This window comes from Stenotrophomonas sp. YJH_SMC_6 (assembly GCF_059371335.1).
Map to the genome: position 1 here is coordinate 126,627 of NZ_JCAFUM010000009.1, position 20,682 is coordinate 147,308.

Below are 20,682 nucleotides of genomic sequence, written 5' to 3' on the forward strand. Positions count from 1 at the left end.
CTGGAACGACAAGGGCGCCCGAAGGCGCCCCTGCTGTACCGCTGGATGCAACATCACTCGATGTTCTGCACCTGTTCGCGGATCTGGTCGATCAGCACCTTCAGCTCCACCGCGGCATTGGACGTACGGCTGTCCACCGACTTCGAGCCCAGCGTATTGGCTTCGCGGTTGAACTCCTGCAGCAGGAAGTCAAGGCGGCGACCGACCGGCTCGCGCTGCTTGAGCACGCGGCGGATCTCGACGATGTGGCTGCCGAGGCGGTCCAGCTCTTCATCCACGTCCAGCTTCTGCAGCCACAGGACCAGTTCCTGCTCGGCGCGGCCGGGGTCGACCGGGTGCGGCAGGTCGGCCAGGCGTGCGGCCAGCTTGGCGCGCTGGCCGTCGCGAATGGCCGGAATCAGCGTGCGCACTTCGGTGGCGATGCGTTCGATGCCGTCCACGCGCTCGCTGATGGCCGCAGCCAACTTGCCGCCTTCGCGCTCACGGGCCTCGACGAAGCCATCCAGCACCTGGTCCAGCAGCGCCAGCGCCTCGACCTGCAGGGCGGCGGCGTCGGTGGCCTCGCCACGGGTCACGCCCGGCAGCTGCAGCAGGTCGGTGAAGCTGACCTGCAGGTTGGGGAAATCGGAGGTCAGGCGGTGCGCCAGGCGGCCCAGCTGGCCCAGCAGGGCCTCGTCCACCTGAAGGTTGGCCGCCGCTTCCGGCGCGCGCAGGCGCATCACCAGATCCAGCTTGCCTCGGCTCAGGCGCGCGGCGATGCGCTCGCGCAGCTGCGGTTCCAGCGCCCGCAGCTCCTCGGGCAGGCGGGTGCCGACCTCCAGGAAGCGGTGGTTGACCGAGCGCAGCTCGCAGCCCAGCGTGCCCCACGGGGTGACCCGCTCGCCGCCGGCATAGGCGGTCATGCTTCGAATCATGGATTGTGTCCGGTGCGTGCAAAGGGGGAATGGTACCCTAGCGCCCTCACCAGAGCCCCCTTGCCCGCCCCGTGAAGGCCGCGGGCGTGGCGGCGTACTCCCTTGCCATTACGGAACCCGCACCATGTCCGATTCCCGCCCCAGCGGCCGCCAGCCCGACCAGCTCCGCCCGGTCGTCATCCAACGCGGCTTCACCCGCCACGCCGAAGGTTCGGTGCTGGTGTGCTTCGGTGAAACCCGTGTGCTGTGCACCGCCAGCGTCGAGAACCGCGTGCCGGGCTTCCTGCGCGGCAAGGGCGAAGGCTGGGTCACCGCCGAGTACGGAATGCTGCCGCGCGCCACCCACACCCGCAGTGACCGTGAAGCGGCCCGTGGCAAGCAGGGTGGCCGCACGCTGGAGATCCAGCGCCTGATCGGCCGCAGCCTGCGCGCCTGCGTGGATCGCAACGCGCTGGGCGAGCGCACCATCACCCTCGACTGCGACGTGCTGCAGGCCGACGGTGGCACCCGCACCGCCGCCATCACCGGCGCCTACGTGGCGCTGGTCGATGCGGTGAACGTGCTGATCAAGCGTGGCGACATCAAGCGCAACCCGATCCTGGGCGCAGTAGCCGCCGTATCGGTAGGCGTGTACCGCGGCACCCCGGTGCTGGACCTGGACTACGCCGAAGACAGCGACTGCGACACCGACATGAACGTGGTGATGAACGACGGTGGCGGCTTCATCGAGCTGCAGGGCACCGCCGAAGGCCACGCCTTCCGTCGCGATGAACTGGATGCGCTGCTGGGCCTGGCCGAAAAGGGCGTGGGCGAACTGCTGGCCGCACAGCAGGCGGCGCTGTCGGCATGAACCGCCGCATCGCCCTGACCACCCTGGTGGTGGCCGACTATGACGAAGCCATTGCCTGGTACACCGGCAAGCTCGGCTTCGCACTGTTGGAGGACATCGACCAGGGCCACAAGCGCTGGGTGGTGGTCGGCCCGACCGACGGCAGTGCCGCCGCGCTGCTGCTGGCCCGCGCCAGCGACGAGGAACAGCGCAGCCGCATCGGCAACCAGACCGGCGGCCGCGTCGGCTTCTTCCTCAACACCGACGACTTCCACCGCGACCACGCGGCGATGGTCGCCGCCGGCGTCGAGTTCCTGGAAGCGCCGCGCGAAGAACCCTATGCAACGGTTGCGGTGTTCCGCGATCTGTATGGCAACACCTGGGACCTGCTGGAGCCCCGTCAATGAAGAAACTGGTACTGGCCAGCCACAACGCCGGCAAGCTGGTGGAGATGCAGGAGATCCTTGCCGATCTGCCGCTGCAGATCACCTCGGCCGCCGAACTGGGCCTGGGCGATGTGGAAGAGACCGGCCTGACCTTCGTCGAGAACGCGCTGCTGAAGGCACGCGCAGCCTGCGAAGCGACCGGCCTGCCGGCGCTGGCCGATGATTCGGGCCTGATCGTCGATGCCCTCGGCGGTGCGCCGGGCCTGTACAGCGCACGCTATGCCGGCCACCCGACCAATGCTGCGGCCAACAATGCCAAGCTGCTGGACGCGATGGCCGACATTCCCGATGGCCAGCGCAGCGCCCGCTTCTATGCGGTGATCGTGCTGCTGCGCCACGCCACCGACCCGCAGCCGCTGATCTGCGAAGGCCGCTGGGAAGGCCAGATCATCCGCGAACTGCGCGGCACCAATGGTTTCGGCTACAACCCGGTATTCCTGGACACCACCCACGGCCTGACCGCCGCGGAAATGGAGCCGGCACTGAAGAACGCCATCAGCCACCGCGCCATTGCCCTGCAGCAGCTCAAGCAGCAGCTGGCGACGCTGTACTGACGCCACCCGATCGACCCAGGGAAGCCGGCCAGCGGCCGGCACTACCGAAGAAGCCCATGCCGCACGCCCACGACCACTGCAACCACCTGCCCGGCGAAGCCTGCTCCGCCGACCACGACAACCCGCCGCGGCTGGTGCCGCCACCGCTGTCGTTGTACGTGCACCTGCCGTGGTGCGTGCGCAAATGCCCGTACTGCGATTTCAATTCGCACCAGGCCAAGGGCGAGCTGCCGTTCGACGCTTATATCGATGCGCTGCTGCGCGACCTCGACCAGGACCTGCCGCTGGTCTGGGGCCGGGTGGTGCACAGCGTGTTCTTCGGTGGCGGCACGCCCAGCCTGTTCCCGCCGGAGGCGATCGACCGCTTCCTGCAACAGGCCAGCGCACGCCTGCGTTTCGCACCCAATGCCGAAATCACCCTGGAAACCAACCCGGGCACCGCCGAGCATGGCCGCTTCGACCGCTATCGCGCGGCCGGCGTGAACCGCCTCAGCTTCGGCATCCAGAGTTTCGACGATGCGATGCTCAAGCGCCTGGGCCGCATCCACGACAGTGGCGAAGCCGAGCGCGCGGTGAAGATGGCGCAGGACGCGGGCTACGACAACTTCAACATCGACCTGATGTACGCGCTGCCGGAACAGACCCTGGCCGGTGCCGAGGCCGACCTGGAACGCGCGTTCGCGCTGCAGCCGGCACACATCTCCCACTACCAGCTGACCCTGGAACCGAATACGGTGTTCTTCGCGCGGCCGCCGCAGGGCATTCCAGATGAAGACAACGCCTGGGACATGCAGGAACACTGCCAGGCATTGCTGGCACAGGCCGGTTTCGGCCAGTACGAGGTCAGCGCCTATGCGCGCCCCGGCCGGCAGAGCGCGCACAACCTGAACTACTGGCGTTTCGGCGACTACCTGGGCATCGGTGCCGGCGCGCACGGCAAGATCAGTTCCGGCGCCGAGGAGCATGTGCTGCGGCGTTGGAAGCTGAAGCACCCGCAGGCCTACCTGGACAGCGCCGGCACGCCCGCCTCGTTCGGCGGCGACGATGTGATCGCGCCGGAGCGCCTGCCGTTCGAATACATGCTCAACCTGCTGCGCCTGCACGAAGGTTTCGGCCTGCGCGATTTCGAGTCGCGCACGGGGCTGCCCCGCAGCGTGCTGGACGCTCCCCTGGCCGAGGCCGTGCAGCGCGGCTGGCTGGACGTGACCGATGGCCATGTGCAGCCGACCGAGCTGGGCCGCCGCTTCACCAACGATGTGGTGAGCCTGTTCCTGGAAGATTGATCCTCGCCTGACAGAGGGTCCTGCCGGCCGCCGGCCGGCAATCCGATGAAGACATATCTGCCGGCCAGCGGCCGGCACTACCGTTCATCGGTCGGGCCAGGCCCGGCGGATGCGATTCACGTTCAGCCTAAAGTAGCGCCGACATCGGCCGACACGGTAGATTCACCAGATCGATCCGCGGGAATCCGGGTACCGCCTGCCGATGTCAGCTGTCTTTTCCATCACTCCTGCCGACAAGAACCGCCTGGCCGCCAGCGATCTGCCACCGCGGGTACGTGAGCTGCTGGGCGCGCTGATCGGTCTGTGCCGGCAGACGCTGGCCGCGCCCCTGATCCTGACCGTCGAGGCGTTGGAGCAGACCCTGCTGCACGACGCCGACCGCGCACGCAATCCGCAGCAGCAGGCCGAGCTGATGGCCCAGCGTGGACAGCTGCACGCCTTCGCCGGCCATTTCGCCGATCGCATGCTCGATGCCGTGGCCGACGCCCTCGCGCGGTTGCGCGAACCGGTCAGCGGTGTCAGCACCAGTGCTGGGCCGCCAGCGCTGCCGGGCATGCTCGGGCTGTCGCTGGTTGATGAGCACGAAGTGGATCGCGACCTGCTGCTGACCGAGATGGTGCGGCGCGAAACCCTGCGTTCAACCAACACACTGAACCTGCTGGGCCAACGCCTGGGCGTACTGGCGGCGGCGCCGGCCTTCGAGGCCGACACCCTGCCGCTGGCACCGCAGGCACTGTGCGCGATGGTGCGCCGGATTGCCGAACAGGACGCGCTGAGCGTCGAGGTACAGCTGGCGCTGTATCGCAGTTTCGAACGGCAGGTGCTGGAACGGCTGGGCGATATCCTTGACCGTGCCAATGCCCTGCTGGCCCAGTCCGGTGTACTGCCGGGGCTGGTCTACACCCCCTACCTGGCACGCTCGTCGAGCACGCGGCGGATCATCACCCAGTCGGTGGGGGGCGGCCGCACCACGCAGCCGGCCAAGCGCACCGCAGCCCCCCTGACCGGCTGGAACGGTTCGGCACCGGCCGGCTCCTGGTCCAGCCTGGTACAGGACGCCTTCCACGAGGGCGGCGCTGGCGGCCCCGCCACGCCGGGCGTGACCACCTCCACCGGCAGTGCACTGCATGAGCTGCTGCAGCAGGCACGGCACGGCAGCCCTGCCCCGGCGGACAGCGGCGCGGTGCCCAGCGCGGCAGTCGACGCGGTACTCGCGCGCCTGCAGGCCCAGTCCAGTGCGGCAACCGGTGTGGCCGACCTGCAGGCTGCCGTGGTCGCGCAGCTGCGCAGCGAGCATGGTGCGCAGGCCCAGCTGGGCAGTCACGACCGGGACAACCTCGACCTGCTGCGCATGCTGATGCAGCAGGTGCAACAGCAGCAGCGTCCCGATCCAGTGCCGGCCGCGCTGCTGGCCCGCCTGCAGGTACCCCTGGCACGCGCCGCCATGGCCGATCCGGGCTTCTTCGTGCGCGACGAACACCCCGCGCGTGAGCTGCTCAATCAGATCGCCGAAGTCGGCGCCAACTGGCTGGGCGATGAGGATGTCGACCCGCAGCTGCTGCAGCGCATGGCGCAGAGCGTGCAGGGCCTGCTGGGGCAGGATGCGCGTGCGCCGGAAGTCTTTGCCGCCGCCAGTGAAGACGTGCAGCAGCACCAGCGCGCGGCGGCCCATCGTGCCGAACTGGCCGAGCGCCGCCATGTGGAAGCCGCGCGCGGCAAGGAACGATTGGAACTGGCCCGTCGCCAGGCCACCGCACAGATCGACCAGTGCTGCGACACCCGGTCGCCACCGCGTTTCGTGCAGACCTTGCTGCGCCAGGCCTGGGCCGATGCACTGACCCTCACCCGCCTGCGCCATGGCGACGATTCACCGCAATGGCAGGAGCGCCTGCAACAGACCGAGCGCATCGCTGCCATCACCGCGCAGGCCATCGACGCCCCCGGCGGCACCGATACCGCACTGGCAGCGGACGTGGAGGCCGCATTGCTGCAGGTCGGCTACCACGCCGAGGAAGCCGCCGCTGTCGCGCGCAGGCTGGCCACGCCCGGCGGCGAGGATGAAAGCACCTCGCGTACCGAGCTCAGCGCACGCCTCAAGGCACGTGCGCGCCTGGGCGAGCACGCCGGCACGAACGGTGGCGCCGCACCTGCCACGCCGCGCAGCAGCGCCGAAGAAGCGGCCTACCAACAGCTGTCCAGCCTGCCGTTCGGCAGTTGGTTCGACATCGACATGGGCGATGGCACGATGCGCCGCCAGCGCCTGTCCTGGTACAGCCTGCTGACCGGCCACGCGTTGTTCGTCAATGCGCGCGGGCAGAAGATCACCGATACCGACCTGGATGCGCTGGCACGGCAGATCAGTGCCGGGCGCGCGCAGCTGGTCACCGAAGACAAGGGCCGGCTGGTCGACCGTGCCTGGGAAGCCAGCCTCGGTGCGCTGCGCGCACTGGCCACGGCTCGCGCACAGGAGACCCCCGCATGAAAGCCGTACCGCCGCAGGACACCCGCCGCGCGCCGCGCCGCCAGGTCTCGGACCTGGTGCCGGTTACCGACCAGATGCGCGAGTGCGTGGTCGGGCGCCTCGGCAATGTCTCCGAAACTGGCATGCTGATGCTGGCCAGCATGCCGCTGCGCGAGGATGCGCTGTACCAGCTGCGCTTTCCCTTGCCATTGGGTGATGGCCGCCAGCAGGCCATCGACGTAGGCGTGCATCTGCTGTGGAGCGAGCCCGCACACGTTCCCGGGCAGAGCTGGACCGGCTTCCGCTTCCTGACCCTGTCGCGCGAACATCGGCAGCTGCTGCGGCAGTGGGTGGGCGAGGACAGCGACGAGGGACCGGTTTCGACGGCCTGAGTGCCGGTTCCGGCACAGCGGTTTTTCGCGGTATGCGGCAGAATCTAGGGCCGTTTTCCGTGTCGAGCCACCGCAATGATCCAGCAAGACCCCGGCGCCCTGTATTCCGACCACCTGGCCGTGCTGTGCCGACGCGCCGAACAGGCGCTGGCCCGCGGCGGCTTCGACCATCTGGTGGTGCCCAGCGGCACCCTGCACTACCAGGTGTTCGACGACCGCGACTACCCGTATGCGGTCAACCCGCAGTTCAAGGCCTGGCTGCCGCTGACCCGCGTGCCCAACAGCTGGATCGTGTTCACCCCGGGCAAGCGCCCGGCGGTGATCTTCCACCAGCCCTTCGACTACTGGCACGTGGTGCCGGACGCCCCCAGCGGCTGGTGGGTGGAGCACTTCGACATCCACATCATCCGCAAGCCCGAAGAGGCGCTGGCCCTGCTGCCGGCCGACCCGTCGCGCTGCGCGATCCTGGGCGAGCCGCAGAGCGCACTGGGCAACTACGTGCCGAACAATCCAGCGCCGGTGGTGAACTACCTGGAATGGCACCGCGGCAGCAAGACACCGTATGAAATCGCACTGATGCGCCAGGCCCAGGTGCTGGGCGTGCGCGGCCACCGCGCCGCCGAGGCCGCGTTCCGCAACGGTGCCGACGAATTCAGCATCCACATGGCGTACTGCCAGGCCGTCGGCCAGGATGCCAACGAGCTGCCCTACGGCAACATCGTGGCGTTGAACGAACACGCCGCCGTGCTGCATTACACCGAGCTGGGCCGCAAGGCACCGCAGCCGCTGCGCAGCTTCCTGATCGACGCCGGCGCCAGTGCGCACGGCTACGCCAGCGACATCACCCGCACCTACGCCGCGCAGGGCCACGACGAATTCGCCGCGATGATTGCGGCCGTCGACGCCGCCCAGCAGCAGATGTGCGCAGCGGTGCGCCCGGGCTTCGACTACAAGCAGCTGCACGTGGACGCACATCTTTCGCTGATGGGCGTGCTGAAGGACTTCGGCGTGATCAGGGTCTCGCCGCAGACCGCGCTGGAGACCGGCGTCAGCGCCGCATTCTTCCCGCACGGCATCGGCCACCTGATCGGCCTGCAGGTGCACGACGTGGCCGGCTTCGCGGCCAGCGACGAGGGCGGCCGCATCGAGCGCCCGGCCGGCCACCCGTACCTGCGCCTGACCCGCGTGCTGGAACCGGGCATGGTGGTGACCATCGAGCCAGGCCTGTACTTCATCGACATGCTGTTGAACGAAGTGAAGGACGCCGGCCATGGTGATGCGATCAACTGGGAGCGCGTGGACTTCTTCCGTCCGTATGGTGGCATCCGCATTGAAGACGAAGTGCTGTGCACTGATGGCGAGGCGGACAACCTGACGCGGCCGGCGTTTGCGGCGGCGAACGGCTGAGCCCCTCGTGGTTGGGTGCTGAATTCAAAAGCCGCGCTTGGTGGGGCGGGTAGGCCATGCAGGGGACGCTGCAAGTACGTCCCTGTAAGCTCGATGGCGCCATCCATGGCGCCAACGCCCCTGCATGGCCTACCCGCCCCACCTTTGACAGTTTCCTGCCGCGTCCAACCACGGAAAAGAAAAAAGAAAAGCAGAAGCGGGTCGCTCGCTGCGCTCGCTCTGTGTCGACCACGGTCGACACCTACCCAACAGCCGCAATTGCCCGTAGTTCCACGCCATGCGTGGATGATTCATTCGATATCTGACAGATGTGCCGACCAACGGTCGGCACCCACCAACAGCCACAGGAATCTGTCGGGGGTGGGGCGATGTGGGTGGGCAGGACCGTTGGCGCCATGGATGGCGCCATCGAGCCCCCATGGATGGGTTTACGGCGTGTCCTGACCACCCACACCGCCCCGCCATCCCACGGAATGCCGCTCTGGCATTGGCAGTTGCCGTTGATTGCAGCAGGTGCAGGGCTGCAAGCCCTGCAGAACACCACTTACCCCGCCATCACCGCTTCAATCTCGTCGGCGCTGCGCGCCAGGCCTTCGGTCAGTACGCGATGGCCGTCATCGGTGATCAGCACGTCATCCTCGGTACGGATGCCGATACCGCGCCAGCGCGGCTCCACCGTCGTGTCATCCACGCCGATGTACAACCCCGGCTCGATGGTGAACGCCATGCCCGGCTCCAGCAGACGCGAGTCACCGGCCAGGCGGTAGTCGCCCACGTCGTGCACGTCCATGCCGATCCAGTGCCCGGTCTTGTGCCGGTAGAAGCGCTGGTACAGGCCTTCGGCCAGGTTCTTTTCCAGCGTGCCCTTCAGCAGGCCCAGCCGCAGCAGGCCCTCGGTCAGGGTCTGCACTGCGGCGAGGTGACCGGCTTCGTACGGCACGCCCGGCCTGGCCTGGGCCAACGCAGCGGCCTGCGCATCGCCGACCAGGTCGTGCAGTGCACGCTGCTCGGCGCTGAAGCGGCCATTCACCGGGAACGTGCGGGTGATGTCACTGGCGTAGCCACGGTACTCGGCACCGGCGTCGATCAGCACCAGCTCGCCGTCGCGCGAACGCGCGTTGTTGTCGCGGTAATGCAGGATGCAGCCGTTGCGGCCGGCGCCGACGATGCTGCAGTACGCGGGCACCGCATCATTGGCGCGGAACACGCGTTCCAGCTCCGCCTGCAGTTCGTACTCGTGGATGCCGGCCCTGGCTGCCTTCATCGCGGCCAGATGCGCACGCACGCTGATCTGCGCGGCGTGGTGCATCAACGCCACTTCGGCACCGGACTTGAACAGGCGCTGCTCGTGCAGCAGGTGGCCCAGTTCGAGGAACTCGTGCGGCGGCTGCGCACCGTGGCGCACCTGCGAACGCACGCGGTTGACCCAGCCGATCAGCTTCAGGTCGAAGTCGGCATCCCGGCCGAAGTGGTAGTAGACGCGCGAGCGGCCTTCCAGCAAGCCCGGCAGGATGTCGTCCAGATCATCGATCGGGTAGGCATCGTCCATGCCGTACTGCGCCACCGCGCCTTCCTGGCCAGCGCGGCTGCCGTCCCAGGCCTCGCGTTCGGCATCGCGCTCGCGGCAGAACAGGATGGCCTCGCCGTGGCGTCGGCCCGGGATCAGTACCAGCACTGCTTCCGGCTCCGGGAAGCCGCTCAGGTACTGGAAATCCGAATCCTGCCGGAACGGATAATGGGTATCGAGGCTGCGCACCTTCTCGGCCGCGGCCGGCAGCACCAGGATCGCATCCTCGCCGGCCATGTCCATCAGCTGGCGGCGACGACGCTTGTACTCGCCGGCGGCAATGCCGGTGCGCTGCTTGATGTCCATCAGTTCAGGCGCTGACGATGGCGCGAGGCCAGCACCACGTCGCCGTGCAGCAAGAGCACCGCCACGCGGATGAATTCCTCGATCTCCGACAGGGCTTCGTCGTCATCATCGCCACCGGCCTCGAAATCCTCGCTGGAGGCCCGCGCCAGGCTGGCCATGTCGGTCAGCGCTTCCTCGCCCTCTTCGGACAGGGTCGGGCGGCGGCCGCCGCTGCCCAGGCCGAAGCCGCCCAGGAAGGAACGGGTCCAGCTGAACATGGCATCGGCCTGCGCTGATACGTCGTCGCCGTCGGTCAGCAGCAGCTCGAAGGCGAAGTCGCGGTCTTCCAGCTGCTTGATGGTGGCCTGCAGCAGCTGCCCCAGCACGCTGTCGGCAGCCACCGGCGGCAGGTTGTCGTCGGCCAGCACGCGCGCCGGCCAGTCGTTGCCGGGGGCACCGCCGGCAGCCAGCCAGCCGCACAGCGCGCCGTGCAGCTCGGCAGCGGTGGCACCCAGGCCCAACGCCTGGCTGGCGCGGGTAACGTCGTCGACGGAGGGAAGTTCGGTCATCGTGCGGCTCGTTCGGAAAGGAAACCCGGGGCGCGCACGCGCGCGCCCGTAAGACCCCGTAGTGTAGCAACCCGACGGCATCCTCTCCGCAGGCGTCCAGCCTTGCTGCGACAACGCTTGACCGCCCTTGCCCGGCTTGCCTATCGTGCCCGCATGGAACCCGCCGATCCCCTTGCCCAGCTGCAGGACTTCGCCGCCCGCGTGGACGCGTTGCTTGAACGCAACCAGCGCCTGGCCGAGGAGAACCGCAGCCTGCGCCACCAGCAGGAGCAGCTGGTGGCCGAGCGCTCGACGCTGCTGGCCAAGAATGAGCAGGCACGTTCGCGGGTGGAAGCAATGATCAGCCGGCTCAAATCCCTGGAGCAGCACACATGAGCGCCGAACCGGTCAGTGTCCGCATCCTCGATCGTGAATACACCGTGGGCGTCGGCGGCGATGAACGTGACAGCCTGATGGCCGCCGCGCGCCTGCTGGATGCGCGCATGCGCGAGATCCGCGGCAGCAACCGCATGGCCGCGGTTGATCGCGTTGCCGTACTGGCCGCGCTGAACCTGGCCCACGAACTGCAGCTGCTGCGCGACGAAAACGCCCGCCAGGCCGTGGCCCTGCAGCAGACCCTGGCCGACCTGAGCCGGCGCCTGGACCGCGCCATCGACGGCACCCCCTGAAAATCGTGCAAAACGCGTCTTCTCATATCTGAATTGGCACGGACTGTTGCCGACGAACGGCCTATCCAGATCCTGCGTGCTGGCTATAATGGTCACGCGTTCTCTGCGGTACTCGACGGCATGTGCAAACATTCGCCTTGTCCCTTAAGAACGACACCGGGAGCGCGACAGCGCCGGGAGTGCAGGTCCGCCTTGCAGCGGGAAGCCCGATGGTTCTCCAGCGTTCCCACTTGAGCCCCCGGGTTCAAGGTCGTTTCGCATGCATCGACATTGCGGAGAATGCAATATTCCAGCAAGGGCGGCGTCTTCGGGCGTCGCCCTTGTTCTTTCCGGCACAATGGCGGCTGTTCCCCCGCCGCACGCTGCCATGACCGACCCGCGCCAGGCCCTGCGCCACGACCTGCGGCAACGCCGCCGCGACCTTTCCGCCACTGAGCGCATCGCCGCCGCCGAATCGCTTGCCGATGCCCTGCTCGCCCTGCCGTTCGCCCCGCGCGAAGGCGCCGTGGCCGGCTACTGGGCGCTGGATGGCGAGATCGCCCTGCACCGCTGGCAGTTGCAGTTGCCCGAAGGCCTCACCTACTGCCTGCCGGTGCTGGCCGGCGACGTGCTGCGCTTCGCGCCGTGGCGGCCGGGGCAGCCGCTGACCAGCAACCGCTACGGCATTCCCGAGCCGGACGTGGCGCTGGAAGACACACTGGAACCAGCACAGATGGCGCTGGTGGTGGCCCCGCTGGTGGGTTTCGACACGCAGTGCCGGCGGCTGGGCATGGGGGGCGGCTGGTATGATCGCAGCTTCGCCTTCCGCCACGACCGGCCGGCGCCGCCCTGGCTGGTCGGTGCTGCGTTCGCGGTGCAGCAGGTCGAGTCCTTGCCGGTGGCGTCGTGGGACGTGCCGGTGGATGCGATCTGCACCGAAGACGGCACCCTGTTCCCCTCCGCTGCCCCCGTGAACGCATGACCGCCCGCAAGCGCTACTGGCTGATGAAGTCCGAACCGGACGCCTTCTCCATCGATGACCTGGCCAAGGTCAAGGTCGAACCCTGGAACGGGGTGCGCAACTACCAGGCGCGCAACTTCATGCGCGATGGCATGCAGGTGGGCGACGGCATCCTGTTCTACCACTCCAATACCAAGGTGCCGGGCATCGTCGGCCTGGCCACGGTGGCCAGTACGGCCTACCCGGACGACACCCAGTTCGATCCGAAATCCGACTACCACGACCCCAAGAGCACGCGCGAAAACCCGCGCTGGATGCTGGTGGACGTGGCCTTCGACCGCAAGCTCAAGCAGGTGATCGCGCTGGACGAGATCAAGCTGCACGCCGAAGAACTCGGCGAGGGCTTCCCGCTGGTTGCCAAGGGCAACCGCCTGTCGGTGTTCCCGGTGACCGCCGCGCAGTGGAAGCTGCTGCTGTCGCTGGAAAAGAAATCCTGATTCCCTGCCTGAGAGTTCTCCCATGTCCGAAGCCAAGCGCCTGGCCGCCGAGAAAGCCATCGAGTACGTTGAAGACGGCATGATCGTCGGTGTCGGCACCGGTTCCACCGTGGCCTATTTCATCGATGCCCTGGCCCGCATCCAGCACCGCATCAAGGGCGCTGTTTCCAGCTCCGAGCAGAGCACCGCGCGCCTGAAGCAGCACGGCATCGAGGTGATCGAGCTGAACCACAGCGGCAACCTGTCGCTGTACGTCGATGGCGCCGATGAGTGCGACGCCAACAAGTGCCTGATCAAGGGCGGCGGCGCCGCGCTGACCCGCGAGAAGATCATCGCCGAGGCCAGCGAGCGCTTCATCTGCATCATCGACCCGAGCAAGCAGGTGCCGGTGCTGGGCAGGTTCCCGCTGCCGGTGGAAGTGATCCCGATGGCGCGCAGCCTGGTCGCCCGCCAGATCCGCGACATGACCGGCGGCCAGCCGACCTGGCGTGAAGGCGTGGTCACCGACAACGGCAACCAGATCCTGGACATCCACAACCTGCAGATCACCGATCCGGAAAAGCTGGAGCGCGAGCTCAACCAGCTGCCGGGCGTGGTCTGCGTCGGCCTGTTCGCCCGCCGCCGCGCCGATGTGGTGATCGTCGGCGGCGAGCCGCCGGTCGTGCTCTGACCCTTTCGAAGGATCCTGACGATGTCGCTGTTGCGTTCGCTGCTGATGCTCCCGCTGCTGGCCCTGGCTGGCTGCGCCACCGACGCGGCCCGCCACTGGGTCGAACTGGATGGCGCCCGCTACCAGGTCGAGCTGGCCACCAACGATGAAACCCGCGCACGCGGTCTGATGTTCCGCGACCAGATGGCGGCCGACCACGGCATGCTGTTCATCCACGACCGCGAGGAAATGCAGGCGTACTGGATGAAGAACACCAGGATCGCGCTGGACATCCTGTACTTCGACAGCCAGCGCAAGCTGGTCAGCCAGCAGCGTGATGTGCCGCCGTGCTCGGCCGGCGACATGTGCCCGCCCTACCCCAGCGGTGGCCCGGCACGTTACGTGCTGGAGCTCAACGCCGGCCAGGCCGAGAAGCTCAAGCTGAAGGACGGCACGGAGCTGAAGTTCGGCCCAGGCATCGAGTAACAGGGTTCTGCCCGCGGTAGTGCCGGCCGCTGGCCGGCAACCCTGCAGGGGTCAGATCCCTTTCGCACGCGAAAGGGATCTGACCCCCGGATTTTTCACGCGGCACCGCTTGAAACCGCCTGCGAATGACGCCAGTCTGTGGTCATGCAGGACCGGATCACACTCCCCGACTGGGATGCACTGGCCGACCTCGAAGACGAGGCGCTGCCCTTGTTGCCGACCGCGCTGCTGATCGCGCGCGATGAATACCCCGATCTGCAGCCGTCCACCTACGACGCGCTGATCCAGAGCCATGTCGATCACCTCCGTTCGGAAGTGGAGAGCATCGACAACAGCCCACTGAAAATGGCGGCGATCAACCGCCACCTGTTCGACGAGCTGGGCTACAGCGGCGACCACGACGAGTATTACGACCCGCGCAACAGCTACCTCAACCAGGTGTTCGAGCGGCGCTTGGGCAATCCGATCTCGTTGGCGCTGGTGCAGATGGAAGTCGCGCGCCGGCTCGGCATACCGTTGGATGGCGTGTCCTTCCCCGGCCACTTCCTGGTGCGCTTGCCGGTGGACGACGGCGTGCTGGTGATGGACCCGTTCAACGGTGGCCGGCCACTGGACGTGGACGAACTGCGCGAACGCGCCAAGTCACACCTGGGCGGACAGATGCCCGATGACCAGGTGCTGGCGCAGATCCTCGACCCGGCGCCGGCGCGCGCGATCCTGATGCGCATGCTGCGCAACCTGCATGGTGTCTACGCCGAAGCCGGTGAATGGGATCGTGCCGCACGCAGTGCCGACCGCCTGCTGAAACTGGCGCCCGAGCAGGACGACGCGCTGCGCGACCGCGGCCTGGCGTACCTGCAACTGGAGTATCTGGCCGGTGCCCGCCATGACCTGGGGCAGTACCTGAAGCGCAATCCCGAGGCCAGCGACGCGCAGTGGCTGCGCGAGAAGCTGATCGACCTCGGCGGGCCGATGCCGCGGCTGCATTGAGGGTGTCGGTGTGTGGACCAACGGTCCACACCCACCCCAACGGTCCTCACCCACAGGATGGGCCGGGTGGCCCGCCGGTCAATCGACCTCGACCATCTCGAAATCGGCCTTGGTCACCCCGCAGTCCGGGCAGGTCCAGGTCTCGGGAATGTCCTCCCAACGCGTCCCGGGCTCAATACCCTCCTCCGGCAAGCCTTCCGCTTCGCTGTACAGGAAGCCGCAGACCACGCACATCCAAGTTCGCAGGGTGGTGGGGCTGGCGTCGCTCATCGGATAATCGGGGCTGGATTCACGGGCGGCCATTGTCCCATTGCAGCCCACGCACCGGTAGCCATCGATGACTTCTGCTTCCCCGGCGCCCCGCGGCGTCTACCTGATCACCCCGGACGAGCCCGATACCGCGCGCCTGCTGGCCCGTACCGCGCCGCTGCTGGCCGCGGGTGCCACCTGGCTGCAGTACCGCCACAAGACCGCCAGCGATGCCCTGCGGCAGGAACAGGCGACGGCCCTGCAACGCCTGTGCGCCGCCCACGGCGTGCCGCTGATCGTCAACGACGACCCGGTGCTGGCCAAGGCCGTGGGCGCGGCCGGCGTGCATCTGGGCGGCACCGACGGGGACATCCCCAGCGCGCGCGCGCTGCTCGGTGCCGAGGCCATCATCGGCGCCTCCTGCTACGACCAGCTGGCCAATGCAGAGAAGGCCGTGGCGGCCGGCGCCAGCTATGTGGCCTTCGGCGCCTTCTTCCCGACCACCACCAAGGTCACCAGCAGCCGCGCCCACACCGACCTGCTGCGGCAAAGCGCCGCACTCGGCGTGCCGCGGGTGGCGATCGGCGGCCTGACGCCGGACAATGTCGGTCCCATCATCGACGCCGGCGCCGATCTGGTGGCCGTGGTCAGCGGTATCTATGCCGCATCGGACCCGGTCGCGACCCAGCGCGCCTATCTCGCCCAGTTCGCGTAATGCCCAGGAAAGCCCCATGAACCACGACCAGTCCCACGCCCTGTTCTCCCGTGCCCAGCAGCTGCTGCCGGGCGGCGTCAATTCGCCGGTACGTGCGTTCAAGTCGGTCGGCGGCGAGCCGTTCTTCGTTGAACGCGCCGATGGCGCCTACCTGTACGACGTCGATGGCAACCGCTACATCGACTACGTCGGTTCCTGGGGCCCGATGATCGTCGGCCATAGCCACCCGGCCGTGCGCCAGGCGGTGAAGAAGGCGATCGACAATGGCCTGTCCTTCGGTGCGCCGTGCGCGGCCGAAGTCACCATGGCCGAGACCATCACCCGCCTGGTGCCATCGTGCGAGATGGTGCGCATGGTCAACTCCGGCACCGAGGCCACGCTGTCGGCGATCCGCCTGGCGCGTGGCGCCACCGGCCGCAACCGCATCGTCAAGTTCGAAGGCTGCTACCACGGCCACGGCGACTCGTTCCTGGTCAAGGCCGGCAGCGGCATGCTGACCCTGGGCGTGCCGACCTCGCCGGGCGTCCCGGCCGGCCTGAGCGAACTGACCCTGACCCTGCCCTACAACGACTTCGAAGCGGCCACCGCCCTGTTCGAACAGCAGGGTGACGACATCGCCGGCCTGATCATCGAACCGGTGGTCGGCAACGCCAACTGCATCCCGCCGCGCGAGGGCTACCTGCAACACCTGCGTGCGCTGTGCACGAAGCATGGCGCGCTGCTGATCTTCGACGAAGTAATGACCGGCTTCCGTGTTGCCCTTGGCGGTGCGCAGGCGCATTACGGCATCACCCCGGACCTGACCACTTTCGGCAAGATCATCGGCGGTGGCATGCCGGTGGGTGCCTATGGTGGTCGCCGCGAGCTGATGCAGCAGATCGCACCGGCCGGCCCGATCTACCAGGCCGGCACGCTGAGCGGCAATCCGGTGGCGATGGCCGCCGGACTGGCGATGCTGGAGCTAATCCAGCAGCCGGGCTTCCACGCCGACCTGGCCGAGCGCACCGCGCGCCTGTGTGCCGGCCTGGAAGCGGCCGCCGCCGAATCCGGTGTGGCCGTGACCACCACCTGCGTGGGTGCGATGTTCGGGCTGTTCTTCACCAGCGAGAAGGTGGAGACCTATGCGCAGGCCACCGCCTGTGACATTCCGGCGTTCAACCGCTTCTTCCACGCGATGCTGGAGCAGGGCGTGTTCCTGGCCCCGTCGGCGTACGAGGCCGGCTTCCTGTCCAGCGCCCACGATGACACGGTGATCGAGGCCACCCTCGCCGCCGCACGCGTAGCGTTCCGGGCTGCCAAGGGCTGATCGCAAAAAAGGGGACGGAGGGGATTAAGTCGTTTGTGCACAAACGACTTAATCCCCTCCGTCCCCTTTTTTTCAACCGAAGACGAACTTGCCCTTCATCATCGCGAAGTGGCCGGGGAACGAGCAGAAGAAGGTGTAGTCACCGCCCTTCTGCAGGCCCTGGGTGGAGAAGCGCACGCGCGTGGTCTCGCCACCGCCGATCACCTTGGTGTGCGCCAGCACGCGCTTGTCGGCCTTCGGCAGGTAGCTGTCGGCCAGGGTCATGCGCATGCCCGCCATCGCCACCGGCTGGTAATCGGCGGTACGGGTCAGCACCCAGTTGTGACCCATCGCGGTGACAGCCAGCTTGCCGGTGTGGCGCAGGGTCAGGTCCACGGCGGTGCAGTCGGTGGCGACCTTGATCTCGCGGCTGCTGAAGCTCATCTGGTCGGTGCTGTCGATGCTCACCGCACACACCCGCGCCATCGCCGACGGCGCCAGCATCAGCGCGCCCAGTCCCACTGCCACCATCCAAGCCTTCATCGTTGCATCTCCTGCGGATTCAAACGCCATTCTAGGCAGCCCCCTGTGGCCGCGTCTGCGACCGTCTGTCGCACGCGCACTCCAGGGTTTCCGCGCATCCACCGCGATGGCATGCTCGGCTGATGCGGATCGATCTGTTGCTGCTGGATGTGGATGGCGTGCTGGTGCAGTACCAGCGCGCGCAGCGCGTGCTGCATCTGGCACAGGCGCTGGATGTCGCGCCGGAAACCGTGCAGGCCGCGCTGTACGACAGCGGGCTGGAAGCGGCGCATGACAATGGCACGCTGGATGGCCCGGCCTATCTGGCGCAGCTGAGCAAACAGCTGGGCCGCACCGTTGATGTACACACGTGGATCGCGGCGCGACAGGCCGCCAGCCATCCACAGCCGGCCGTGCTGCAGCGGCTGCAGGCCCTGCAGCTGCCGATGGCGGTGCTGACCAACAATGGCGCACTGATGCAGCAGGCCTTGCCGACTCTGCTACCGGAACTGTTCCCGGCGCTCCAGGGCCGCGTGTTCTGCAGCGCGGAGTTCGGTCTGCGCAAACCGGCGCCCGCGGTGTTCCTGCGCACGCTGGAAGCACTGGACGTGGCACCTGCGCGCACGCTGTTCGTCGATGACCTGTTCGCCAACGTGCGCGGCGCACGCGCCGCCGGCCTGCACGCGGAAACCGTGCGCGATGGCCGTGAGCTGGGCAAGGTGTTGAAGCGTTACGCGGTGGGCTGATCGGGGCCAGAGCCCTCTGCGCAGGAGAGGGATCCGACCCCAGCATTATGGCTTCAGCGCGCGGCGATGAACGCGGCAATTGCCGCGCGCAGGCGCTTGAGGCCTTCGGCCACTTCTTCGTCGGTGATGTTCAGCGACGGCACGAAGCGCAGCACGTCCGGGCCGGCCTGCAGGGTCAGCAGGCCCTGCTCGGCGGCGTGGTCAAGGATCGCACCGGCCTGGCCGGCAAAATCCTTGCTCAGCACCGCGCCCAGCATCAGGCCACGGCCACGCACGTCGCTGAACACGCCGAATTCTTCGTTGATGCGCGCAAAGCCATCGCGCAGCGCCTTCGACTGGCGGCTGACGTTGGCGGCGATCTCCGACGAGGCCAGCTTGCGCAGCGCCACGCGGGCCACCGCAGCGGCCAGCGGGTTGCCACCGAAGGTGGTGCCGTGCGCGCCAAACTGCATGGTCTCGGCCACCTTCGGGCCGGCCAGCATCGCACCGATCGGGAAGCCGCCACCCAGTGCCTTGGCCAGGGTGACCATGTCCGGCACCACGTCGTCCTGCCAGTGCGCGAACAGCGTGCCGGTGCGGCCCATGCCGGCCTGGATCTCGTCCAGCACCAGCAGCGCGTCGTGCTGGTCGCACAGTTCGCGCACGCGCTTGAGGAAGCCGGACTTGGCCGGCATCACGCCGCCCTCGCCCTGGATCGGCTCCAGCATCACCGCCGCCACGTCACCGGCGGCCATCGCGGTTTCCAGCTGCACTTCGTCGTTGAAATCGATGTAGCGGAAGCCCCCCGGCAGCGGCTCGTAGCCTTCCTGGTACTTCGGCTGCGCGGTAGCGGTCACCGCGCCCATGGTGCGGCCGTGGAAGCTGCCACGGAAGGTGATGATGACGCGCTTGTCGGCCGGGCGGCCCTGGCTGGAGGCCCACTTGCGGACCATCTTGATCGCCACTTCGTTGGCTTCGGCGCCGGAGTTGCACAGGAACACCCGCTCGGCGAAGCGACTGGCCTTCACCAGTTCCTCGGCCAGGTGCAGCGGCGGTGCGCTGTAGAACACGTTACTGGTGTGCCAGAGCTTGCCGGCCTGCTCGACCAGCGCGGCCACCAGGTCCGGATCGTTGTGGCCCAGGCCGCACACGGCGATGCCGGCAGCCAGGTCGATGAACTCACGGCCCTGGCTGTCCCATACGCGGGCGCCCTGGCCTCGCTCCAGTACCACCTGGCGGGGCTTGTAGACCGGCAGGTAATAGTGCGAAAGGGAGATCAGCGGATCGGTCGCGGCGGTCATGGCAGTCGGCAGGGTTCAGGAACGCCCATTCTCGCGCCGGAACCCCTGCGGCACAATGCGCCCATGCGACCGTTTTCCGCCCCCCAGCTCAACCCCGCCACCGAGACCGGCTGGCGCCGTCGGTGGTTCGACATCATCTACCGCCATGACACCCGCCCTTCGCGCAATTTCGACCTGATCCTGGTGGTGGCGATCGTCGCCAGCATCCTGGTGGTGATGATCGACAGCGTGCAGCACCTGCATGCGGAATGGTCCACCGGCCTGTACATCCTGGAATGGGGATTCACGATCATCTTCACCGCCGAGTACCTGCTGCGGCTGGCGGTGGTCAAGCGCCCCCTGCGGTATGCAGTGAGCATCTGGGGCATCATCGACCTGCTGTCGATCCTGCCCGCCTACCTGTCGATGTTCATCCCCGGCGCGCAGAGCCTGCTGGTGGTGCGCGCGCTGCGCATCCTGCGGGTGTTCCGCATCCTGAAGCTGACCCGCTACATCGAGGAAAGCGGCGTCCTGATGACGTCGCTGTGGCGCAGCCGGCGCAAGGTGCTGGTGTTCCTGTTCACGGTGATCACCATCACCATCATCGCCGGTGCGCTGATGTACGTGATCGAGGGCCCCGAACACGGTTTCACCAACATCCCGGCCAGCATGTACTGGGCGGTGGTGACCATGGCCACGGTCGGCTTCGGCGATATCGTGCCGCAGACCGTGCTCGGCCGCTTCGTCACCTCGGTGCTGATCCTGATCGGCTACAGCATCATCGCCGTGCCCACCGGCATCTACACCGCCGAACTGGCCAGCACCATGCGTGAAGCCGAGCAGGCCGCACGCCGCGATGCGCGTGGCTGCCCGGACTGTGGGCTGGAAGGCCATGAACCGGATGCACTGCACTGCCGCAAGTGCGGCGGCAAGCTGCCGGATGCGTTCAGTCATTGATGCGAGCGCCGG

The 20,682-nt window shown here is 67.7% G+C and carries 24 protein-coding genes and 1 other RNA gene; 19 read left to right on the top strand and 6 right to left on the bottom strand.

Annotated features, from left to right (window positions below):
- Positions 1–53: 53 nt before the first annotated feature.
- Complete coding sequence (locus tag AC5P9N_RS11990) at positions 54–914, bottom strand: YicC/YloC family endoribonuclease (protein WP_005410888.1); 861 nt, start codon at positions 912–914, stop codon at positions 54–56.
- A 124-nt stretch (positions 915–1,038) separates the two neighbouring features.
- Here AC5P9N_RS11990 and rph point away from each other — a divergent pair, with 124 nt between their 5' ends.
- The 7 genes from rph to pepQ all read left to right on the top strand — a co-directional run bounded on the left by rph (position 1,039) and on the right by pepQ (position 8,286).
- A complete protein-coding gene (gene rph, locus AC5P9N_RS11995) occupies positions 1,039–1,764 on the top strand; it encodes a ribonuclease PH (RefSeq protein ID WP_043034086.1) in 726 nt (241 codons plus the stop codon).
- The gene (locus AC5P9N_RS12000; protein ID WP_164212735.1) at positions 1,761–2,150 is read left to right on the top strand and encodes a VOC family protein; all 390 of its coding nucleotides are present in this window, start codon (positions 1,761–1,763) and stop codon (positions 2,148–2,150) included. Before rph ends, AC5P9N_RS12000 begins: the two co-directional genes overlap by 4 nt.
- Positions 2,147–2,743 carry an RdgB/HAM1 family non-canonical purine NTP pyrophosphatase gene (gene rdgB, locus AC5P9N_RS12005; RefSeq protein ID WP_005410891.1) on the top strand — a complete coding sequence of 199 codons (597 nt, stop codon included), beginning with the start codon at positions 2,147–2,149 and terminating at the stop codon, positions 2,741–2,743. The genes AC5P9N_RS12000 and rdgB overlap by 4 nt, the downstream gene beginning before the upstream one ends.
- 56 nt (positions 2,744–2,799) lie before the next feature.
- Entirely contained in the window at positions 2,800–4,026 is a 1,227-nt protein-coding gene (gene hemW / locus AC5P9N_RS12010) for a radical SAM family heme chaperone HemW (RefSeq protein WP_024956759.1), read from the top strand.
- Positions 4,027–4,228: 202 nt separating this feature from the next.
- Positions 4,229–6,508, top strand: coding sequence for a DUF1631 family protein (locus AC5P9N_RS12015; RefSeq protein ID WP_043034084.1), 2,280 nt, complete (start codon positions 4,229–4,231; stop codon positions 6,506–6,508).
- On the top strand, positions 6,505–6,879 hold the full coding sequence (locus AC5P9N_RS12020; RefSeq protein ID WP_005410894.1) for a PilZ domain-containing protein: 375 nt from the start codon (positions 6,505–6,507) through the stop codon (positions 6,877–6,879). Before AC5P9N_RS12015 ends, AC5P9N_RS12020 begins: the two co-directional genes overlap by 4 nt.
- Before the next feature lie 75 nt (positions 6,880–6,954).
- A complete protein-coding gene (gene pepQ / locus AC5P9N_RS12025) occupies positions 6,955–8,286 on the top strand; it encodes a Xaa-Pro dipeptidase (protein ID WP_005410895.1) in 1,332 nt (443 codons plus the stop codon).
- Positions 8,287–8,830: 544 nt separating this feature from the next.
- Here pepQ and AC5P9N_RS12030 read toward each other — a convergent pair.
- Positions 8,831–10,153, bottom strand: coding sequence for an aminopeptidase P N-terminal domain-containing protein (locus AC5P9N_RS12030; RefSeq protein ID WP_087944448.1), 1,323 nt, complete (start codon positions 10,151–10,153; stop codon positions 8,831–8,833).
- Positions 10,154–10,158: 5 nt separating this feature from the next.
- Positions 10,159–10,707 carry a YecA/YgfB family protein gene (locus AC5P9N_RS12035; RefSeq protein WP_005410897.1) on the bottom strand — a complete coding sequence of 183 codons (549 nt, stop codon included), beginning with the start codon at positions 10,705–10,707 and terminating at the stop codon, positions 10,159–10,161.
- Positions 10,708–10,860: 153 nt separating this feature from the next.
- Between AC5P9N_RS12035 and AC5P9N_RS12040 the strand changes: the two genes are divergently transcribed.
- From AC5P9N_RS12040 to AC5P9N_RS12075, 8 genes are all read left to right on the top strand, one after another.
- A complete protein-coding gene (locus tag AC5P9N_RS12040) occupies positions 10,861–11,082 on the top strand; it encodes a TIGR02449 family protein (RefSeq protein WP_005418996.1) in 222 nt (73 codons plus the stop codon).
- A complete protein-coding gene (locus AC5P9N_RS12045; RefSeq protein WP_164212697.1) occupies positions 11,079–11,375 on the top strand; it encodes a cell division protein ZapA in 297 nt (98 codons plus the stop codon). Before AC5P9N_RS12040 ends, AC5P9N_RS12045 begins: the two co-directional genes overlap by 4 nt.
- Before the next feature lie 97 nt (positions 11,376–11,472).
- A non-coding RNA gene (ssrS, locus tag AC5P9N_RS12050) (6S RNA) lies at positions 11,473–11,658 on the top strand.
- A gap of 84 nt (positions 11,659–11,742) precedes the next feature.
- Positions 11,743–12,336 (top strand): 5-formyltetrahydrofolate cyclo-ligase, encoded by a 594-nt coding sequence (locus AC5P9N_RS12055; protein WP_076739715.1) that lies wholly within the window; start codon positions 11,743–11,745, stop codon positions 12,334–12,336.
- Positions 12,333–12,812, top strand: a complete 480-nt coding sequence (locus AC5P9N_RS12060) for an EVE domain-containing protein (RefSeq protein WP_005410901.1) — start codon at positions 12,333–12,335, stop codon at positions 12,810–12,812. Before AC5P9N_RS12055 ends, AC5P9N_RS12060 begins: the two co-directional genes overlap by 4 nt.
- A 22-nt stretch (positions 12,813–12,834) precedes the next feature.
- Complete coding sequence (gene rpiA, locus AC5P9N_RS12065; protein ID WP_005410902.1) at positions 12,835–13,482, top strand: ribose-5-phosphate isomerase RpiA; 648 nt, start codon at positions 12,835–12,837, stop codon at positions 13,480–13,482.
- Between the two features lie 21 nt (positions 13,483–13,503).
- Complete coding sequence (locus AC5P9N_RS12070) at positions 13,504–13,947, top strand: DUF192 domain-containing protein (RefSeq protein WP_005410903.1); 444 nt, start codon at positions 13,504–13,506, stop codon at positions 13,945–13,947.
- Positions 13,948–14,091: 144 nt separating this feature from the next.
- The gene (locus AC5P9N_RS12075) at positions 14,092–14,937 is read left to right on the top strand and encodes a SirB1 family protein (protein WP_024957828.1); all 846 of its coding nucleotides are present in this window, start codon (positions 14,092–14,094) and stop codon (positions 14,935–14,937) included.
- Between the two features lie 78 nt (positions 14,938–15,015).
- On the opposite strand, the gene AC5P9N_RS12080 is transcribed toward AC5P9N_RS12075, so the two are convergent.
- Positions 15,016–15,240 (bottom strand): rubredoxin, encoded by a 225-nt coding sequence (locus AC5P9N_RS12080; RefSeq protein ID WP_005410905.1) that lies wholly within the window; start codon positions 15,238–15,240, stop codon positions 15,016–15,018.
- Positions 15,241–15,274: 34 nt separating this feature from the next.
- On the opposite strand from AC5P9N_RS12080, the gene thiE reads away from it, so the two are divergent.
- Positions 15,275–15,901: a thiamine phosphate synthase gene (gene thiE / locus AC5P9N_RS12085; protein ID WP_208180495.1), complete on the top strand. Its 627-nt coding sequence runs from the start codon at positions 15,275–15,277 to the stop codon at positions 15,899–15,901.
- Positions 15,902–15,917: 16 nt separating this feature from the next.
- Positions 15,918–17,207, top strand: coding sequence for a glutamate-1-semialdehyde 2,1-aminomutase (hemL, locus tag AC5P9N_RS12090; protein WP_164212696.1), 1,290 nt, complete (start codon positions 15,918–15,920; stop codon positions 17,205–17,207).
- A gap of 72 nt (positions 17,208–17,279) precedes the next feature.
- Here hemL and azu read toward each other — a convergent pair whose 3' ends face one another.
- Complete coding sequence (gene azu, locus AC5P9N_RS12095) at positions 17,280–17,729, bottom strand: azurin (RefSeq protein WP_012481174.1); 450 nt, start codon at positions 17,727–17,729, stop codon at positions 17,280–17,282.
- 122 nt (positions 17,730–17,851) lie between these two features.
- Here azu and AC5P9N_RS12100 point away from each other — a divergent pair, with 122 nt between their 5' ends.
- A complete protein-coding gene (locus tag AC5P9N_RS12100; RefSeq protein WP_049459224.1) occupies positions 17,852–18,454 on the top strand; it encodes an HAD-IA family hydrolase in 603 nt (200 codons plus the stop codon).
- A 53-nt stretch (positions 18,455–18,507) separates the two neighbouring features.
- Here the strand turns inward: AC5P9N_RS12100 and AC5P9N_RS12105 are convergent, their stop codons facing one another.
- Positions 18,508–19,734 (bottom strand): acetylornithine transaminase, encoded by a 1,227-nt coding sequence (locus tag AC5P9N_RS12105; protein ID WP_049459223.1) that lies wholly within the window; start codon positions 19,732–19,734, stop codon positions 18,508–18,510.
- A 63-nt stretch (positions 19,735–19,797) separates the two neighbouring features.
- On the opposite strand from AC5P9N_RS12105, the gene AC5P9N_RS12110 reads away from it, so the two are divergent.
- The gene (locus AC5P9N_RS12110; RefSeq protein WP_005410911.1) at positions 19,798–20,670 is read left to right on the top strand and encodes an ion transporter; all 873 of its coding nucleotides are present in this window, start codon (positions 19,798–19,800) and stop codon (positions 20,668–20,670) included.
- The last annotated feature ends 12 nt before the right edge of the window (positions 20,671–20,682 follow it).

Excerpts from the sequence above, each read along its gene's own strand:
- AC5P9N_RS11990 (WP_005410888.1), bottom strand. The coding sequence starts at position 914 with ATGATTCGAAGCATGACCGCCTATGCCGGCGGCGAGCGGGTCACCCCG.
- rph (WP_043034086.1), top strand. The coding sequence starts at position 1,039 with ATGTCCGATTCCCGCCCCAGCGGCCGCCAGCCCGACCAGCTCCGCCCG.
- AC5P9N_RS12000 (WP_164212735.1), top strand. The coding sequence starts at position 1,761 with ATGAACCGCCGCATCGCCCTGACCACCCTGGTGGTGGCCGACTATGAC.
- rdgB (WP_005410891.1), top strand. The coding sequence starts at position 2,147 with ATGAAGAAACTGGTACTGGCCAGCCACAACGCCGGCAAGCTGGTGGAG.
- hemW (WP_024956759.1), top strand. The coding sequence starts at position 2,800 with ATGCCGCACGCCCACGACCACTGCAACCACCTGCCCGGCGAAGCCTGC.
- AC5P9N_RS12015 (WP_043034084.1), top strand. The coding sequence starts at position 4,229 with ATGTCAGCTGTCTTTTCCATCACTCCTGCCGACAAGAACCGCCTGGCC.
- AC5P9N_RS12020 (WP_005410894.1), top strand. The coding sequence starts at position 6,505 with ATGAAAGCCGTACCGCCGCAGGACACCCGCCGCGCGCCGCGCCGCCAG.
- pepQ (WP_005410895.1), top strand. The coding sequence starts at position 6,955 with ATGATCCAGCAAGACCCCGGCGCCCTGTATTCCGACCACCTGGCCGTG.
- AC5P9N_RS12035 (WP_005410897.1), bottom strand. The coding sequence starts at position 10,707 with ATGACCGAACTTCCCTCCGTCGACGACGTTACCCGCGCCAGCCAGGCG.
- AC5P9N_RS12040 (WP_005418996.1), top strand. The coding sequence starts at position 10,861 with ATGGAACCCGCCGATCCCCTTGCCCAGCTGCAGGACTTCGCCGCCCGC.
- AC5P9N_RS12045 (WP_164212697.1), top strand. The coding sequence starts at position 11,079 with ATGAGCGCCGAACCGGTCAGTGTCCGCATCCTCGATCGTGAATACACC.
- AC5P9N_RS12055 (WP_076739715.1), top strand. The coding sequence starts at position 11,743 with ATGACCGACCCGCGCCAGGCCCTGCGCCACGACCTGCGGCAACGCCGC.
- AC5P9N_RS12060 (WP_005410901.1), top strand. The coding sequence starts at position 12,333 with ATGACCGCCCGCAAGCGCTACTGGCTGATGAAGTCCGAACCGGACGCC.
- rpiA (WP_005410902.1), top strand. The coding sequence starts at position 12,835 with ATGTCCGAAGCCAAGCGCCTGGCCGCCGAGAAAGCCATCGAGTACGTT.
- AC5P9N_RS12070 (WP_005410903.1), top strand. The coding sequence starts at position 13,504 with ATGTCGCTGTTGCGTTCGCTGCTGATGCTCCCGCTGCTGGCCCTGGCT.
- AC5P9N_RS12075 (WP_024957828.1), top strand. The coding sequence starts at position 14,092 with ATGCAGGACCGGATCACACTCCCCGACTGGGATGCACTGGCCGACCTC.
- AC5P9N_RS12080 (WP_005410905.1), bottom strand. The coding sequence starts at position 15,240 with ATGGCCGCCCGTGAATCCAGCCCCGATTATCCGATGAGCGACGCCAGC.
- thiE (WP_208180495.1), top strand. The coding sequence starts at position 15,275 with ATGACTTCTGCTTCCCCGGCGCCCCGCGGCGTCTACCTGATCACCCCG.
- hemL (WP_164212696.1), top strand. The coding sequence starts at position 15,918 with ATGAACCACGACCAGTCCCACGCCCTGTTCTCCCGTGCCCAGCAGCTG.
- azu (WP_012481174.1), bottom strand. The coding sequence starts at position 17,729 with ATGAAGGCTTGGATGGTGGCAGTGGGACTGGGCGCGCTGATGCTGGCG.
- AC5P9N_RS12100 (WP_049459224.1), top strand. The coding sequence starts at position 17,852 with ATGCGGATCGATCTGTTGCTGCTGGATGTGGATGGCGTGCTGGTGCAG.
- AC5P9N_RS12105 (WP_049459223.1), bottom strand. The coding sequence starts at position 19,734 with ATGACCGCCGCGACCGATCCGCTGATCTCCCTTTCGCACTATTACCTG.
- AC5P9N_RS12110 (WP_005410911.1), top strand. The coding sequence starts at position 19,798 with ATGCGACCGTTTTCCGCCCCCCAGCTCAACCCCGCCACCGAGACCGGC.